Below are 17,047 nucleotides of genomic sequence, written 5' to 3'. Positions count from 1 at the left end.
ACACGGCACCTCTGCCTGTAAACGGCCGGTGTTATTGTTTGCCGAGCTTATCAACTGCCGCTTGTGCCTGTGCTTTGTACTTCTCGGCAGTTGCCGTAACGGAAGCATTGTTTTTGATAATGTCATTTACATAATCCCCGATTGGATAGCCCGCGTAGGCATCATCCAGCAAGATGCGTCCGGTTCCCGCGATATGCTCTCGAATCATAGCGATGTCCTTCTCGTCGGTATACCGACTCTCCAGGTAATCCTGACCTGGATACTCTTCAATCTGTGGGATGTCGAACGTCTCTTCATAGATCTGGTATACGATTTTAGGATCTTCCACACCTTTGGGAATGAATTTTGCTGATGCCGCGTTGTTGGCGTATGTTACATCCTTATTGCCCTGAGGGCCGTTCGGAATCGGTACGACTCCTGCAGCAAAGGTGATATCGCCCAATTGCCATTCCGCAGCAGTGAACAAGGCCACATCTCCATCCTTGAACGTGTTGCTTTCCTCCCAATTCGTCTTGTCGCCTGTTTTGACTTTCACGACATTCTCCACGTTATACAGGCGTTTGACAAATTCGGCAGCTTCAATCGTTTTCGGATCGGATAATCCTTCTTTCGAATGTTCATCATCAACAATTGTGCCGCCATTGGCTGCGGTAAAGTGACGAAGCACGTCAATGGCCCAGCCGGAAAATCCGTATACGTCCATTTTTCCGTCGTTATCCGTATCTTTGGTAGCCTGCTTCGCCAGTTCCAGGAATTGGTCCCAATTCCATTCGCCTTTGTTGTAAAGTTCCTGAGGATCGGGCAGGGACAGCTTCTTGAATAAGTCACGGTTATAGTGAAGTCCCAGACCGATGCTGGTCGGAGAATCAAATGCGTAGGAGTTGCCCGCGATGGCAGGGTATTTCGCGATCAGGTTAGCCTCTTGGTTGATGTTGTTCTCAGCTGTGGTAAATTCGGAGATGGGCAACAGTTGCCCTTTGAGGATGGCGGGAAGTGCGGATTTGTATTCCATCTGAACGATGTCTGCGAACGGTTCGCCAGCCAGCGCAGTTGTTGTGAATTTGTTCATGTATTCTTCAAACGGCACATTCACAAACTCGATTTTCACGTTGTACTTCTTCTCGACTTCAGCGATTTTATCCAGCCTAGCCTTATCCGATGCGGTCTCCCCCGCAGGCTTCAGATCCCACCAGGCCGCAACCTTAATGACACGTCCACCCAAATCCGGTACATCGACTGCCACTTCTTCCGCTCCGCCTTCTTTGTCTGTCTCGGCGGTCTCCGTGCTGTTGCCTGAATTGGTTGTTGCATCAGTACCCGGCTGAGCTGTCCCACCACCGCTGCAAGCGGATACAAAAAGCATCACGGCCAATAACATCAGCGGCAAAACATTCCATTTTCTAATCATGAATTTAACAACCTCCCCGAATGTGTATACAAATCATGGCCCAGCATAGCTTCTTGAATTTCATTCTTCCTAAAAAAAATTGAACGACCACCACCATTTGTTATTTATTCGTTTGGTTTTGACAAACAAAATTTAACATAGCACAATGTAAGCGTCAACATTTTTATTGTTAACATTTTCTAATTTTTCTGATAAACTGCTGTTATACCACCCAAACCTCCATTGTTTAAGCATATTATCCAAATATCATTCTGAGTACTCTCTCATTTCATCGGGAAATGAATTTGCCACTTTTGTTATTTTAATAAATAACAAAATGATAATAACCAAAACAAAAAACGACCATTTTCTCCTGATATCAATCCATCACCGAGGTCTTTTTCCGTCGTTACATGTAAGGGGTACTAACATTTTCATTTCTCCATCCGTTATTAGATTAAGAGAAATACAACATGATATACTAGAATCAGTTTCTCATTGTTCAAGGTAAAAATACGGCTGAACTACGAGTGTAAGGATGGTATGATGAAGACGAAGGTAACAATTCAGGAAATTGCACATTTTACAGGTCTGTCGAAATTTGCGGTCTCACGAGCGCTGTCTGGAAAATCAGGTGTTAGTGAACAAACACGGGACGTTATTCTCAAGGCTGCTGGCAAGCTTGGATATTTCAAAGATAACAGCATGTTGTCTGGTGATATGTATAGCAGCAATGAGCTTCAGGACCCGCAGAACACGCGGTGGAGCGGAACGATTTTGGTTCTGTTCCCCAACGTTCGTTACCAGAATCAGGAATCCGAATACTGGGGGCCTGTCTTTAACGGCATATCCTCCCGACTGAATCAGAAAGGCATCAATATCCTCACGCTGACAGAGCCTTCTGCGGACCAATTATTCACGCTGCTGAACCCGGATGCCATTCGGGGCATTATTACGGTCGGTTCCATCTCGACACCGATTCTGCTTGAAATCAAGCGTCTGGGCATTCCCGTCGTTATGGTGGATCATCTGGATCCCGTCTTTCACAGTGACAGTATTTTTACAGACAATTTTGCATCCATGCGTGATGTTATGCTCTATCTTCTGCGCAAGGGGTTCAAACGGTTTCAGTTTGTTGGAAATACCAGTGATGCTCACAGCTTCTATGAACGTTGGGTGGCCTATACTTCAGTATTGATGGGACACGGATTGAATCTGAATCAGATCCCGGAACTGAGCAGCCCGGATGTGGATGATTTCCGTAAGACATTTACTTCGGTCATTAATGAGGAAAACTTGCCTGAGGTTTTTGTCTGTGCCAATGACTTCTTCGCGCTTTACACCATTGAAGCCCTGGAGAGCATGGGAATTCGCGTACCCGATCAGTGCGTGGTCACCGGTTTTGATAATGTGTACGACAATATCCCTGTGCTCGCCACGGTTAATGTAAACAAGGAACTGCTTGGTGCACGTGCAGTCGACCAGATGTTATGGCGCATTGTGAATCCGGAGAGTAATGTAGAGAAAAAGCTGATTCTCGCTGATGTTATGATTCGGGAACAGTACGGAAGACATAGCGGATAAACAGTAAGGTATCAAGAGACGCCAAATACCCCCATAACCAGTGTTTGCCTGGCTTGGGGGTATTTGAGTTTGGGTTATATAAAAATAGTTAACTTTAAAAGTCCATTCTACGTATCTGTCCGTACATCATCCCAGTCCTGATCCAGGTAACAAATCAGCCAGTTCAATGCCCGGTGACGTTCGTAGGCCACTCCGCCATTGAGATTCGCGGGAGGTGCTTGTTCCTTCACACGACTGTCCACACACACCCAGTTGTATCGGTAAATTAGGTCTGCTGCATCGAGAATCTCGCTTTTGGAGCGAAACCGCGCCCCGGCTACAAAGGTTTCAACATCGTCACATTGCTGCAAATACCCTACATCCTGGCCTACATTACAAAGATTTACCGGTGCTCCAAGTTCCTTGACGTAGCCAAGCGCCCATAACATCACATGATAAGCTTCATACCCCCATGAAAAGGAGATAACCTCCTGATGCTCGGCCCCATGCTGCTCGATAAATCTTCTCTCCAAAGGCGAAAAAAATGAAGCTGCATCATACTTGTCGATCACTTCCTGGACCAGCGCTGCTGTATCTTCCGCGCTTTCGCCCGCTCCCAGGCACTCACCCTTGAGTGCTGCAATACAAAGCGCTACCGCACGCTGTGCGACTTCTTCCACACTACGGATCATTGTATGCTCATCCCCCGCTCTTGCAGGCAAATGAACATTAAAGGGGATTCCTTGCTCTGTTAAAAGCCGCTCCGACCGCTCTTTGCGCACAGTTGCAGATTCCGACGGGGGTCTGACATCGTCCAGAAAACTGGTGTGAGCTGTCACTTTGTAATCCTCCACTTCGGATTCTCCATTGACATCCAACAGCAGCTGACCTTGCGCGTTCAGCAAGGAGCCACTTCCCCAGAAGATGACTGCATCGAGGGCATCTGCCAAGTGCAATAACTCATTGAAGAATTCCTCCGAAATGTCTTCTTCGGTCTCGATACCAACAACCATATTCAGTGTAGCGCATTTAATCAGTACCTTTTCCTGCAGCGAAGGATTCTTTCCTTCAATCTGACTCAGAAATCCCAGCATTCCTTGAATCATTGAAGTAAATTCTTCAGGATGTGTCTGGCTGGTCATGATATTGAAGCCTTTCGTCTTTTTGCTGAACAGCTTCTTGCGTGTAACTTGAATGTGGGTTTTGTCTTCCTTACGCTCAATTGTATCCTGAGGGTATATGGATTGAATCATTTCAAACAACTGATCCAGGTCAAACTGGGAGCTGTATATCGCACAATTTCTCATGGGGTTCACCTTCTTTTCAATTAGTCCTTATACGGATCGAATTCATTGCCTCCAGCCATCGCGACACCTACAGGGCGAAGGATATGGTTGATTTTCAAGGTGTGGGCATGCGCATTCAACACGTCCTGCAGCTTCTTGTACACAAATGGACTTTCATCCGTTCCTGCACCCCTCAGCTCCACACCATAGGCCCGAATCGCCGTCTGCATCTGTTCCTCGCTGATCTCGCCGCCCATGCGTGTGCGAAGCTTATAATTCATTTTGCCAGCCGCCTGGGTTCGGCTCATAATCCGTCCAGCCCCATGCACGGTGCTGCGGAAAGACTCGGTATTCTCCTCGCTGTGGATACCCTCCACAATTACCGAGATATCTCCCATGCTGCCTCCCACAAAACCAAGCTGGCCCGGTGACAGCGGCGTTGCTCCTTTACGGACCACCACCACATCTTCGCCCATGTGCTTTTCTTTCCAGGCAAAGTTATGATGATTATGAACCGCGTACTCTGCTCTCGCTCCGAGAATTCCAAGGACCTGATCAATGACATAATCGCGTCCAGTATACGCGTATCGGCCGGCCAGGGTCATCCCGTCCCAATACATATCACCCATTTCACTCTTGAGGTCAAACAATGTCGGCGGTTGATCCATCGATTCTCCCGGGGCTTTGCCACTGAACTTGCGTCCAGCAGCCAAATTCAGAAAACCACTCGCAACCTTGTGGCCGAAGCCGCGGCTGCCAAAGTGGTTCGCAATCCATACTTTACCCGTCGCCTCTTCCACAAAAATATCCACAAAATGATTGCCGCTGCCCACCGTCCCAAGTTGGTTGCGTGCAAGTGTCTTCAACTTGTGCTGTAATCCCGGCTCGATGGAATCAAACAGCTTCCAGCTGGCATCCTCAAACAGTTCATGCTCCACAGGTGTTGGGTTGTTGCGTCCTACGCCGAAGGATATGGTTGAGTTAATGTCATCCATAATAACAGCAATCTGGTCCCGGATATCGTCCCACATCAGGTTGGTGCGAACAGCCTTGTTACCGCAGGCAATATCATAACCGACCCCTGAGGGGCTGATCATGTTCCGGTAGGCGACTACGCCCCCGATAGGCTGTGAGTATCCTTTGTGATGGTCTGCCATTAGAGCCACGCCCAGTACATCACCATGCTGCGAGCAAGTCACCGCCTGGCTTACTGCATTCTCCAGCGGTTCCCCCCAGACTTTAATGTTATCCACTATTTTCATGATCTGTAAAACCTCCTTTCTCATCAAAACGCTTTGTATATTTTACCAGAAATTATGGCGTATGGGCAGGAAATCTACTTGACATGTGAATGGATTATCGGTATGGTGTGAATGAGTTCACACTTCACATTAAGGAGGAATCTATGCCAAAAAATACTTTCTTTCGTTTAGATGAAGCACGGCGCGAGGAAATATCGAATAACGCTATGCATCTTTTTGTTAATCATCTTTACGAGGATATAACGATGAAGATGGTTTTGGATCGTTTGTCCATGCACCCCGGAACATTTTATCGGTATTTTGAAGACAAAGATGACCTTTATTGTCTCTTAGTACGTAATGTCACCCAGAAAAGAGCTGCGTATTTCAATAACAGTAATGAAGATTCCCTTTACCTGTTTTTCCTTACAGGTTTATTTGGGAATGTTAATGGCACTGTGACCGAGCCGCTGAATGAGTTGGAAATCAAACTCACTAAAACATTTTTAAACATTCCTGAGAACACTTTGCTTAAAGTATATCTGGATGTGCTAAAGGGCGAATCATTCCCTTTAATCAAGGACATTTTACGCCGAATGAGGGTTGATGGATATCTCCGACCTGATATTGACGACGACCTGATTTCTTTTATGTTTGAGTCCATGCAGTTTAATTTAGTCATGTTTTTTAGGGAATTCGATATTAAGGACTCTACGCTGCAACATAAGCTTAGCAAGTACTTTGCTGACTTTATGAGTCATGGGCTGCTTGAAGATCATAAATATTCTGAAATGGTTAGCGATATCAAGAAAGCCAGGGAGTAGAACTGATTCAATCGAAGATAGGATGAAATCGTTTCACCGTTTTGAAAAGCGCTCATAGCACCGTGTATGTTTTTCACATTCACCACTTTTATTAATGAAGGGGGAACAAGAAATTGAAAGCGTATGACACATTTCCAGAACCCATTGGCGGCTATACTGTCGGTCGAACCCAAATGGATTTGGAGTACACGGCATCAGATCACTCCAAAAGAGAACTGACAGCGTTTGTGTACTATCCGTCCGACAGTAGCGAAGGTAAGACTACATCAACGTACATGTTTCCTGAGGTCTACGACATGTTGAATGAACAGCCACTTGTCACTGCGTATCTAAATGGGCAGGATTTTTTCTCAATAGATATCAAGACCCAGTGTTACGACGACCTTGCTCTCTCCGGGAAGGAAAAGCGCTATCCGGTGTTATTCTATGTTTGCGGCGGGGGCGGTTCTCCAGAATGGGGTACAGTGATCTGTACAGACTTGGCAAGCATGGGATATGTTGTGGTAAGCATCGGCCATCCGAATAGCACGATGTATAAGCGTAAAGATGGGCGCCTGTTTAATGTATCAAAGGATTTTTCGGATGCCATTATGGCGTTATCTGAAGATCCGGAGATGCTGGCGTTGGCTGGTAAGATGCAGATGCGGCCTGACGATGAAACTGCCATTGAGATGTGCCGTAACGTGCTTACACTGCCGATACTTGCCAAGGTAACAGAGTATAGTGAATTACAGGCAGAAGATGTAAGGTATGTAGCCGATTATCTTTACAAACTGGACTCTGGAGAACTGGATTCCATCTTTAAGGGCAGATTGCTCTTTGACATCGGCATAGGCATCGTCGGACATTCGTATGGAGGGCTTACGACGGCGATGGTTTGCCGGGACGACGACCGGTTCGCCTGCGGGATTGGCTTGGATAGCGGTGCGTTCGGCCTTCAGGGCAGCGACCTTAAGAAACCCTTCTTGCTTCTGTTTTCTGAACCTAACTATAATATGAATGCGATAATTGGCGCTAACAATAGCATGGAAACCTATTATTTCTCTGTTGATCGTGTTGCGCATTTGGATTACTGCGACATCGTGTTTACCAGGGTGAATGAGGAACTCAGAGGCGAACGGGATGCTATGGAGATGCGAAATCTTGTTACAGACTATACGAAGAACTTTTTTGATCATTACATCCTGCAGAAGGCGGCAAGTGTGGAAAGTCTGGCATACGATGGCGTGGACTTGATCAAGAAGTACCAGCAACAAGTGACATAACCGAGAGTGTGCTGATAAACGCATGTCAAAGAGTTGGTCGTACAGACACAGAGCCGATAACCCTATTACGCGGTTATCGGCTCTCTCATATTTCAGGCATTGTTTCTATTTAAGATGACAGCGGTCACCGTTAAAAACACACTTGGAGACAAACTTCTCATACCAAATGAATTTATACGATTGAATCTAAAACATCTCATATCAACATCATATAAGATCACACAGGGTTAATTCAATAAAGGGACTTTAGTACAAAAAGAGCTTGTATCTAAGTGATACAAGCTCTTTTCTATTTGTGTATTCTTACGCAAAATAAGTTTTAAAAAAACTGCAATATAAATTACAAATTGAAAACATCTATTTTAGTTTAATTTTATCATGTTGTATTTTATACCAAACAAAATGACATATATATATTGCAAAAAGACTCAAATAATATTATCATGGGAACAAGAAATATTTCCCACATGTACACAATCTTTATAAAGGAGAGGTCACTCATGAAATGGTTCAAAAAAAATCGCAATCTGGATGAGCGTATCGTCAATCTGAAAAACAAGGTGTACAAGGAAGCTTACACTTTAATCATGTGCATCTGCGGCATCTCCATCATGATCAAAAGCTTTCTCAGTTGGGAAACTTACTCCATGCTGACGGAAGTGATCATCCTTCTCGCAGGAAGCATCTATTTCGGATTTCGTTCCGTCATGCTGGGCATTTATTCGGATGAAGTTGAAGTCCATGACCAGACGAGCAAAATTTCTTATAGCCTGCGCAACATAATTACGGGCCTAATTATCGGTATTTCAATGGCCTTGTTCCTGGGCATAAGAAGTTCCGTTTTGTTTGCCGAGACTGCGCATGAGAAGTGGTGGTTTTTCTTCCTTGTATTTATTACTTCACTGCTGCTTTATATTCCGTTCTTTGCGGGATTCAATGTCATAGTTCATCACTTTGCCAACAAAGCAAGTCAAAAAGCAGCACAAAAAGATCAGTGGGATTCTTAGAAAGGATACAAGGGTGAATGGGCATGAAAAATATACGATTAAAAGTCGCCCGGGTAGAAAAGGATCTATCGCAGGACGATCTGGCACGGATCGTTGGTGTATCGAGGCAAACCATTGGTCTCATAGAACTGGGAAAGTATAACCCGTCCCTCAGCTTATGTATTGCCATATGCAAGGCACTCTCAAGAACACTGAATGACCTGTTCTGGGACGAAGAGCAGACATAAGCCGGATGGTTCCAATACTAAATCATTTATAATCACGTACATGATGAAGGAGGCATTATTTTGATTTATTTCAGGAAAAGAAAAACGGGTGCTGTACTTGCACTGACTACAGCCATACTAGCGAGTTCACTCTATCCAACAGGGCATGCAGGTGCTGCAGCATCATCCGCCATGGAGACCATACAGGGTCAGGTAACCCAAGTGCAATCTGCGAAAACGTCGGATGAGAAAATTGTGGAATGGAACGAATGGGCTAAAGATCATGCGTATCGACTAGACAGCATCCAGCCTGTGAAGACAGGTCAGGAGCGAGATTCCTTTTCGGATCTGAATATGCTGAAGCCACTGCTGCATGACAAGCGAATTGTATTTCTGGGCGAAAGCTCCCATGGGGTTGCCGAATTTAATCTGGCGAAAACCCGGTTGATACAGTTTTTGCATCAGGAAATGGGATACAACGTTCTTGCCTTCGAAAGCGGTCTCTCCAATACATCCCTGGCTAATGCCATGATAGGACAGCAAAGTCCGGAACAAACGATGAAAAACTCCATCTTCGGCGTCTGGTGGTCTAAGGAAATCATGCCCTTGTTCGATTATCTCAAAACAAACGCACAAACCGAACAACCTCTGATCCTGACCGGTTTCGACATGCAGCTGCAATTCCCGTTGTTGGACGGTAACTGGCTGAAGGATAAAGAGCTCGCCAAGCGTCTCGCACAAACGGAACAAAAGCTGTCCAATTTCTCTGCCGGAACGGATCTGAAAGCCTACCACGCTGAGAAAAATGGAATCATCAAGGTATACAAGGATGTCCTTCATGCCCTCAAATCCGAAGCGAACCAGACTTATCTGCAAAAAAAATATCCGAATCAACCGAAACTTTCTATGCTGCTGGAGCGAAGCCTCAATGATCGAATTCGTGTAGCGAGGGAATATGTCGATCTTTCGATACGTTCAATGGCTGAAATGAATGAAGGAAAATATGAGTCGTTTTTTGAGTCAATGGCGTGGCGCGATCAGGCGATGCATGACAATCTCATGTGGCTCGTTACCGAAGTATATCCAAACGAAAAGTTCATCGTATGGGGACATAACGATCATATACGTAAAGCACACAGTGAAGTAATGGGCTCTCCTTATCCAGTACCTTTAATGGGTGAGATGCTTTCGGAGGAAATGAAGAAATCCAGTTATGTTCTTGGATTGTATGCATCCAGCGGTCAAACGGCTGATAATGCCGGCGGAGTTCATGCCGTTGAGCCAGCAGAACCCGGTTCCGTTGAGGACATTATGTCCGCTACGAATACGCCTTACAGCTTCCTGGACCTTCGATATCAGAGCAGGGAAACAGGCAACTCCTGGATGTTCGAACCACGATTTGCATACAGCTGGGGCATGATTCCTGAGAGTTTTGTCCCACGCGATCAGTATGACGGCATTTTAATGATTGACGATGTTCATCCACCGCAATATATCCGATCATCCTCATCTGGTTCCAAAGAACAAAGTAAGGAATAAATACAAAAAGAGAGCTGCCAGCTCTCTTTTTGTTTTCCATTTCACGTGTCTACTTACCCTGATCGACCGCCCCAGAACACCCCGCCGACGTGTTTCCTAATTACACCCCCTAATCTCCGTCACGAAATCGGAAAAATATTTTTCAATTAAAATGCTTCCGGTACCCCTGAACTTTCTCATCCTTAAAGCCCAGCTTTTCATAGAACATATGAGCTTCTTTGCGCTGATCGCCAGACACCAGAATCATGTATTCACATCCAAGATCTCTCGCAATATGCTCAATCTGAAGCATAAGCTTCTGACCGATTCCCTGTCTGCGTACCCGATCGGATACAATCACATTCTCCACAACCATGAAGGGATTGCACTGACCTGCCAGATCCATACATTCAATGCCCATAACCGATCCGGCCAGTTCCCCGTTATAAAATGCACCGAGTACATGGTAGTGTCCATTTTGCTGGATATAATGAAACATCTTCTGCATCTGTTGTTCATTGGTCGGTGTACCCATCAATTCGTTGTATAACTGGCTTAACGCCGGTAAATCCTCAAGTTCGATTGCTTTAATGGTAACCATCATAACCCTCCTGATTTTGTCCTATTTCACATATGCTGTCTTAAGTTAGGTCCTTCTTAAAATAATAATGACGGTGTCCGGTTGGTGCATTATCGATCGTTGCGATCAATTGGTAGCCATGCTTCTTGTAAAATTCCGGTGCTTGATACGAGAATGTGTTCAGTTGGATGAAATCACAGGATTTCGCGCGCGCAATACGTTCAACCTCACATAGCAATTGGGAACCATAGCCTTGGTGCCGCTGATCTGCATCCACCCAAAGAATGTCAACCTCCAGCCAATTCCAGCAAAGTGTACTGAGCACACCTGCAACAATCTCGCCCGACTCATTTTTGATGTTGAAATTCAATTCTTCGTAACGATGCTTTAATTCCTCGCTCACATGCGCTGCATTAAAAGCAATGAGTTGCTGGCGAACATATTCCGAATCCTCTGAAGTACTTGGATTGATATTTATTTGGGACATCCTCTTCTCCCCCTTCTCGTTATTACATCGTGGTAAATATCTGAATAGGACCTTCCCAGTCAGGCTCTCTAACCTCTTGGTATTGGTTATGGGTATAACGTGCAATAACCTTACGCCAGAAAGCCTGAGCAGGCTCATTCGTCTCTATCTCCGCCACTTTCCATGTCCCGGGGAAAAGGTTGAACAATTGAATGGCGGCTTGCGCACCCATTCCGAGTGTTCTGTATTTTTTCATTACAAAAAATTCTGCCATTTGATATATACTTGTTCCCTGTTCACTCCCGATTTCACGAATCAGTGCGAATCCAGCCAGCTGTCCTTCTACCCGGAATAAAAAAGGATGTCTGCCCGTTTCTGTCCAATAATGGTCCAGGTACACATATTCGTATAACCCGTTTTCATTGACGTCCTCCGGGTCATATTCAGTAAAATCATATTTGTATAATTCCATCAGATTGCGCAACGTTGATTTGTGTTGATACTCCGCTTTATGAATCGATAACATGAGAGTGTTCCTTCTTTCCAGTTGATTATCGTATGACGTTGTCAATCGCAGCCGTATTCGTTTCTTGCATATTTTAACATGATCTGATTCCATATAAAATAAAACAACGCACCTCCATGGGAGATGCGTTCAACGTACTATTTATTCAATTCGTTATTTCAAAGCAATTCTTCTCTTATCTTGAGCATGACTTCTACATATCCTGAATCCATTTTGCCCAATATGTCTCTTGCCTGCACGTAAATCTGAATCGGGGTCTCGCTAAATCCAAGAGCTTTAACGTATAACTTCTGTCCTTCCATTCTGACTTCAGCCAGTTGTGGATCTGCTGAATCCGCAGTGAGAACCAGTGTCGAACTCTCGTCATCTTCATCTTCAAACATGTATGCCAGGTCGATCTCGGTCTCTTCTCCACCAACATAAGCGATATTACCCGCAGGTGCCTCCACCAGTACAGGGGGAGCATCATCAAAATCATACATGGACAAACGTTGCAGCAATGTCAGATGCAAAGTGAAATCAGGCTCTTCTCTCAGGCGTATGGAGTTGTCATTTACATTCAAGTATTGCAAATCAGACAGTTCAGCAACGCCAACAGGTAAATGAACAAGCTCATTACTATTCATATCAAGTTCCTGCAAGGAATGTAGTCCGTTCACATCCAATAAAGAAAGTCGATTATTCGCGAGATTCAGATACTCCAGCTGATCCAGTCCGGAAACATTGATTTCCGACAATTGGTTACCGGATAAATCCAGCCATTTCAAATGATCGAATCCAGAGGCATCCGCCTTGCTTATTTCGTTTCCGGACAGGTCTATTTCAGTAACATTCAACCCTTTGAATATTTCGACTCCTGTCAGATCGGAAATGCCTGCATTCCTTGCATACAGTCCACCATTCGTCTGTATAAGAGCTTCCACCAATTCATCTTTGGTTAGCGGATCATCCACATCCTTTTGCAACCAATAAGCAACGGCTCCAGCCAGATGCGGATCAGGGAATTGGCGGCTTATCGTATTGACCTGTACCTTAACCTTGAGTTGTGCCGTGACACTTGCGCCCTGATCATCGGTCGCTTTGATCGTTAGCAATGTTTCTCCAGCAGCCTGTGGCACAAGTCGAATCACTTGGCCATCCACAGTGGAGGAAACGATGGTTTCATCTCCTGCTACGACACTGAACTGCAATTCATCCCCATCGGGATCACTAAAATAAGAGGAGGCCTGCCAATCGGGTGAGGCGTGATCCAATGTAAGTTCCTGATCTGGCAAACCGCTACTAATCACCACCGGAGCCCTGTTCCCCGTACCTGGGTTGGAAGGATTGGTAGGATTCGTTGGATTCGTTGGATTCGTTGGATTCGTTGGATTGGTTGGATTCGTTGGATTCGTTGGATTGGTAGGCGTGGATCCACTTCCTCCACCCGTGCTTCCATTTCCATTCCCTGGCGTTACCCCAGAATTACTATTTGTGTTTCCTGCGCCGTTCTTTGCATCATTGCCGCCTGAAGTCGTGCCCTGCACCTCAGTTACCTTTCCTGGCTCATTAGAATTGGATTCCGGATTGGCGCCCCCCTGACTTGCAGCTTCTTCAAGTGCTTGAATAAGCTCGGTTGTGCGTAATGCAATCACAGCCATTTCCTGTCTGGAAGTGGAGCGCTTCGGAGCAAAGTTTCCATTTTCCCCTTTCAAAATCCCCAACTCAACGGCCTGTTGTACACTTGGCAAAGCCCAAGCACTAATGTTGGACGTATCCTTAAATGACAACACTTTGGTTGGATGTAACGCTTCATCATATCCTTTAACTTTCAGCGCCCGAATGATCGTGGTTGCCAGCTCTTCCCTTGTCACCAAACCGCCTGGACGAAATGTACCATCTGGATAACCGTTCATGATTCCGGCCAATTTGAGAGTAATAATATACGCGCCATTCTCAGCGGAACTTTCAATGTCTTTGAATAACAGATCTGGAAGCGGATCTGAAGTCAGCTCCTTCAGTTCCAATAATTGTGCCAATGTGTACGCAAGGTCCCCTCTTGTTAACGTTGCACTTGGGTTAAAATTACCTGCTGCATCCGCCAGAATCATCTGTTGTTCAGCAACCTTTTCAATGGCTTGCCTGGCCCACGGTGCTGCCTGCTGCAAGTCACCAATGCTTACTGCATCGGTCGCTGCACTCACTGTTCCGGGAACCGCAATGACTGATAATGACAGAAGGGCTGCCAAATAAGGCGAGACCTTACGGTGCCTATTTTTAGAACAAACTTTTGGATTGGATACACGTGTTGACATCTCGTAACGTTACCTCCCACATGGATATAACCCTTACGTCATCAAAGACCGCAAGAGTTATTTGATTACCTTTATTGTAGGAGAGACCTTCATTCGAAAACAGTCTACAAAAGAGTAGACATGGTTTCACCTCATCATAACAATCCCCGCTGCTCAGCAATTTGTACAGCATGCGTACGACTATTCGCACCCAGCTTCGCGAACACTCGGCGGATGTGGGTATTTACGGTTCCGGGTGAGATACCAAACTCGGCAGCAATCTGTTTGCTGGTCAGCCCCTCAGCTATATAACCGAATATTTTTTGCTCCATAGGGCTAAGCCCCACTTCTTTTGTATCAAGGTTTGCCTTCCCTACAGGTGAGAAGCCCTTTGTCCGTTTATCTCTCGCGAATGCCGATAACAACTGCTTCACATACGCCATTTTTACACCATGATCCTGTATTGCCTTCGTACGACCTAAATACAGATATTTCTGCAGCAACCGCTTCATTTGCTCACCTTCAGCAACGAATGAACGGATATATCCTTCCGATCCCCCCAACACCAGAGCACGGGATAACGCGGCTACGCTAGCATCTATGAATCCTTCCTTTTGCAGCATGATTGACTCCAGCAAGGCACACTCTATCTGTTCAGTCAGCCAGTCTCGTTCTTCAGCCTGTTTACGAATACGTCTTAGTTCCTCTCGCGCAAGAGCGTACTGTTCAAGGACGATCATCGCACGTATACGGACCATGGAATGGAATGTCTGATCACAGCTGGTCTCAGCGGCCATGCGATCTTCGCCTACTGCCTTAACCAGAATGGTTTGAGCCGATTCCACAGGACTCATTTCAAGTAAAATTCGATGTTGATGTGCTTCCAGTGCTGGCTGCCAGTAATCCATATCCTTCACAGATAATAATCCCGTAACCTGTTGAAGCAGCTTCATACCTTCCTCCGGTCTGCCCAGTGTAAGTTCCAGTCTGGCCTTGAGTACATACGCAGGAACGAGCAGCGCAGCTACCTTGATCTGTAAAGCCACTTCAAGCGCTCGGTCCGCATAACATACCGCTTCTGGTAATCGATCCTGTTCCATTAAAATTTCACCATATCCGACACCATAATACGACGTTACATAGGCATGTTCAGCATACCAACGTTCTGTAATCTTAGCGAAGCAAGCTTCCCCACGCCTCAAGTAGCCATTCACGCCATGAAAGCTGCGTAGACGCATGCTTTCTCTCCGATCATAGTCCATATACTGAAAGGCAATATCGTCGGGATATCCCTGATCAATGTAGGACACCAAATAATGAGCCAGCCCCTCCAAATCTCTGTTCAGATATGCCATGTAGGCTCGCATCACACAAACGACTTGCAACAAATACCCGATAATCTCAGGTTCAAGCTGACCTTGCAGATGCACCCGGATGACGTGTTCCAGTTCATCAAGCTGCTTCACCATCTGTCCATAAGGCATTTCACGCGCAACAAGAAACAGGTAGGACATATATAATTTTGGACGTGCCTTCACAATTTCCAGTGGCAAAACATCGAAGTACCGCCGGAGCGTCCACCACTCTCCCATAATAAAATGGGCAAACAACTCTTCCAACAGTCTGGCTGCATCCTGCATATGCTGTCCAAGAATATAATGATCCAGCGCTTCAGCGGGGTATCCTTGCTGCTCATACCAATGTGCGGCAAGGACATGCAATTCATTCACCTGATCTGTGCCATACCGGGCCAGTTCACGCTTTAGGAATGCAGAGAACAAGTGATGATAACGATACCAGTTCGCTTCCCGATCAAGCGGAATAAGGAAGAGATGTTCCTTCTCCAGCTGTCTTAACAATTGCGGAGCTTCCTGCATACCACTTAATACCTGGCATAGACCGCTGTTCATTCTTCTCGTGATCGCTGTTCGAAGCAGAAACCGCTGCATTTCCGGTGACTGACGCTGAAACACCTCTTCCAGCAGATACTCCGAAATCGATCTCTGCCCCGTCTGTCCTTGAACTTCATGAGTCAGAGAAGACGATATCTCATGTATTGGGCCGACCAACGAGTTTGCACCCAATGCGTGAGATAAAGCAAGCAGCTTCAATCCGGCAGCCCAGCCTTCTGTCTGTTGTACCCAGCCACGCGCATCCCCCCCGGCAATATCCAATTGCATAATTTCCTGGCAAAATTCAATACCTTCTTCTGCCGTAAACGCCAGTTCCTGAAGCGTTAATTGCTTCAATTCCCCTCGCAGACGCAGCTTCTCAAGCTTGAAGGGAGGATAGGTGCGACTTGACAGTATCAGATGAATAGAGCGGGGAAGGTTCTCGATAAAGTACTGCATCTGCTCATGAATCTCGGGCCGGGTTACAGCATGATAGTCATCCAGAATGAGAAGTGTATGTTGACTGGTCAGAGCAACGCGGTTCAATAATAATATTAATGCTGAACTTGGATCTATCGGATACCGTTGCAAAAAGTGTGGCAGGACTTCTCCACAGAGCCCCTCTCTCACTCGATCCAGTGCATGAATAATGTAAAGCCAAAACTGAAGCGGGTCCTGATCTTTATCATCCAGACAGACACATGCCGCATGTACTGCTTCACTTTTCACCCAGCTGCCAAGAAGTGTTGATTTCCCTGAACCCGCCGGGGCAGTCAACAAGGTAACTTTGGTTTGGAACAATTCTTCGAGATGCACATTGAGCCTTGGACGATCCATTGTATCCGCTGGCAATGGTGGAAGTTCCAGTTTGGTTGTTAAAATCATAAATTGAAGCCAGTCCCCGTGGAGACCAGTATTATGTTCCTGTTGCATTGAGATCCTCCTGAATCAGCACCATGGTGCCTGTTTTCCGATTCATTGTATGTACATTCAGATACACTAAGTATACTAGG

General features: G+C 45.8%; 14 protein-coding genes. 6 read left to right on the top strand and 8 right to left on the bottom strand.

Features of this window, described 5'->3' with window-relative positions; translation table 11 throughout:
* Window positions 1–31: 31 nt before the first annotated feature.
* Complete coding sequence (locus JNUCC31_RS23735; protein ID WP_416234326.1) at window positions 32–1,408, bottom strand: ABC transporter substrate-binding protein; 1,377 nt, start codon at window positions 1,406–1,408, stop codon at window positions 32–34.
* Window positions 1,409–1,930: 522 nt separating this feature from the next.
* Between JNUCC31_RS23735 and JNUCC31_RS23730 the strand changes: the two genes are divergently transcribed.
* Window positions 1,931–2,971, top strand: a complete 1,041-nt coding sequence (locus tag JNUCC31_RS23730) for a LacI family DNA-binding transcriptional regulator (RefSeq protein WP_228469220.1) — start codon at window positions 1,931–1,933, stop codon at window positions 2,969–2,971.
* Between the two features lie 107 nt (window positions 2,972–3,078).
* Here the strand turns inward: JNUCC31_RS23730 and JNUCC31_RS23725 are convergent, their stop codons facing one another.
* Both JNUCC31_RS23725 and JNUCC31_RS23720 read right to left on the bottom strand, forming a co-directional pair.
* Complete coding sequence (locus tag JNUCC31_RS23725) at window positions 3,079–4,257, bottom strand: DUF4272 domain-containing protein (protein ID WP_192265305.1); 1,179 nt, start codon at window positions 4,255–4,257, stop codon at window positions 3,079–3,081.
* A gap of 20 nt (window positions 4,258–4,277) precedes the next feature.
* A complete protein-coding gene (locus JNUCC31_RS23720) occupies window positions 4,278–5,498 on the bottom strand; it encodes an RtcB family protein (RefSeq protein ID WP_192265295.1) in 1,221 nt (406 codons plus the stop codon).
* 143 nt (window positions 5,499–5,641) lie between these two features.
* Here JNUCC31_RS23720 and JNUCC31_RS23715 point away from each other — a divergent pair, with 143 nt between their 5' ends.
* The 5 genes from JNUCC31_RS23715 to JNUCC31_RS23695 all read left to right on the top strand — a co-directional run bounded on the left by JNUCC31_RS23715 (window position 5,642) and on the right by JNUCC31_RS23695 (window position 10,318).
* The gene (locus JNUCC31_RS23715) at window positions 5,642–6,301 is read left to right on the top strand and encodes a TetR/AcrR family transcriptional regulator (protein ID WP_192265293.1); all 660 of its coding nucleotides are present in this window, start codon (window positions 5,642–5,644) and stop codon (window positions 6,299–6,301) included.
* Window positions 6,302–6,414: 113 nt separating this feature from the next.
* Window positions 6,415–7,566: an alpha/beta hydrolase gene (locus JNUCC31_RS23710; protein ID WP_192265291.1), complete on the top strand. Its 1,152-nt coding sequence runs from the start codon at window positions 6,415–6,417 to the stop codon at window positions 7,564–7,566.
* A gap of 500 nt (window positions 7,567–8,066) precedes the next feature.
* Window positions 8,067–8,573, top strand: a complete 507-nt coding sequence (locus JNUCC31_RS23705; protein ID WP_192265289.1) for a DUF6773 family protein — start codon at window positions 8,067–8,069, stop codon at window positions 8,571–8,573.
* A 23-nt stretch (window positions 8,574–8,596) separates the two neighbouring features.
* Window positions 8,597–8,800, top strand: coding sequence for a helix-turn-helix transcriptional regulator (locus tag JNUCC31_RS23700; protein ID WP_175399435.1), 204 nt, complete (start codon window positions 8,597–8,599; stop codon window positions 8,798–8,800).
* Between the two features lie 60 nt (window positions 8,801–8,860).
* Window positions 8,861–10,318 carry an erythromycin esterase family protein gene (locus JNUCC31_RS23695; protein WP_228469219.1) on the top strand — a complete coding sequence of 486 codons (1,458 nt, stop codon included), beginning with the start codon at window positions 8,861–8,863 and terminating at the stop codon, window positions 10,316–10,318.
* 142 nt (window positions 10,319–10,460) lie between these two features.
* Here the strand turns inward: JNUCC31_RS23695 and JNUCC31_RS23690 are convergent, their stop codons facing one another.
* The 5 genes from JNUCC31_RS23690 to JNUCC31_RS23670 all read right to left on the bottom strand — a co-directional run bounded on the left by JNUCC31_RS23690 (window position 10,461) and on the right by JNUCC31_RS23670 (window position 16,967).
* Entirely contained in the window at window positions 10,461–10,901 is a 441-nt protein-coding gene (locus JNUCC31_RS23690; protein ID WP_228469218.1) for a GNAT family N-acetyltransferase, read from the bottom strand.
* Between the two features lie 37 nt (window positions 10,902–10,938).
* Window positions 10,939–11,364 carry a GNAT family N-acetyltransferase gene (locus JNUCC31_RS23685; protein ID WP_192265287.1) on the bottom strand — a complete coding sequence of 142 codons (426 nt, stop codon included), beginning with the start codon at window positions 11,362–11,364 and terminating at the stop codon, window positions 10,939–10,941.
* A gap of 22 nt (window positions 11,365–11,386) precedes the next feature.
* On the bottom strand, window positions 11,387–11,869 hold the full coding sequence (locus tag JNUCC31_RS23680) for a GNAT family N-acetyltransferase (RefSeq protein WP_192265284.1): 483 nt from the start codon (window positions 11,867–11,869) through the stop codon (window positions 11,387–11,389).
* Between the two features lie 158 nt (window positions 11,870–12,027).
* The gene (locus tag JNUCC31_RS23675) at window positions 12,028–14,163 is read right to left on the bottom strand and encodes an S-layer homology domain-containing protein (protein WP_192265282.1); all 2,136 of its coding nucleotides are present in this window, start codon (window positions 14,161–14,163) and stop codon (window positions 12,028–12,030) included.
* 134 nt (window positions 14,164–14,297) lie between these two features.
* A complete protein-coding gene (locus JNUCC31_RS23670) occupies window positions 14,298–16,967 on the bottom strand; it encodes a winged helix-turn-helix domain-containing protein (RefSeq protein WP_192265280.1) in 2,670 nt (889 codons plus the stop codon).
* Window positions 16,968–17,047 lie beyond the last annotated feature (80 nt).

The sequence above is a fragment of the Paenibacillus sp. JNUCC-31 genome (assembly GCF_014844075.1).
GTDB lineage: Bacteria > Bacillota > Bacilli > Paenibacillales > Paenibacillaceae > Paenibacillus.
The sequence above is the reverse complement of the archived record's forward strand: the minus strand, read 5'-3'. Positions and strand labels throughout refer to the sequence as shown.

Coding starts and splice junctions, on each gene's coding strand:
- JNUCC31_RS23735 (WP_416234326.1), bottom strand. CDS start 1,408: ATGATTAGAAAATGGAATGTTTTGCCGCTGATGTTATTGGCCGTGATG.
- JNUCC31_RS23730 (WP_228469220.1), top strand. CDS start 1,931: ATGATGAAGACGAAGGTAACAATTCAGGAAATTGCACATTTTACAGGT.
- JNUCC31_RS23725 (WP_192265305.1), bottom strand. CDS start 4,257: ATGAGAAATTGTGCGATATACAGCTCCCAGTTTGACCTGGATCAGTTG.
- JNUCC31_RS23720 (WP_192265295.1), bottom strand. CDS start 5,498: ATGAAAATAGTGGATAACATTAAAGTCTGGGGGGAACCGCTGGAGAAT.
- JNUCC31_RS23715 (WP_192265293.1), top strand. CDS start 5,642: ATGCCAAAAAATACTTTCTTTCGTTTAGATGAAGCACGGCGCGAGGAA.
- JNUCC31_RS23705 (WP_192265289.1), top strand. CDS start 8,067: ATGAAATGGTTCAAAAAAAATCGCAATCTGGATGAGCGTATCGTCAAT.
- JNUCC31_RS23700 (WP_175399435.1), top strand. CDS start 8,597: ATGAAAAATATACGATTAAAAGTCGCCCGGGTAGAAAAGGATCTATCG.
- JNUCC31_RS23690 (WP_228469218.1), bottom strand. CDS start 10,901: ATGATGGTTACCATTAAAGCAATCGAACTTGAGGATTTACCGGCGTTA.
- JNUCC31_RS23685 (WP_192265287.1), bottom strand. CDS start 11,364: ATGTCCCAAATAAATATCAATCCAAGTACTTCAGAGGATTCGGAATAT.
- JNUCC31_RS23680 (WP_192265284.1), bottom strand. CDS start 11,869: ATGTTATCGATTCATAAAGCGGAGTATCAACACAAATCAACGTTGCGC.
- JNUCC31_RS23675 (WP_192265282.1), bottom strand. CDS start 14,163: ATGTCAACACGTGTATCCAATCCAAAAGTTTGTTCTAAAAATAGGCAC.
- JNUCC31_RS23670 (WP_192265280.1), bottom strand. CDS start 16,967: ATGCAACAGGAACATAATACTGGTCTCCACGGGGACTGGCTTCAATTT.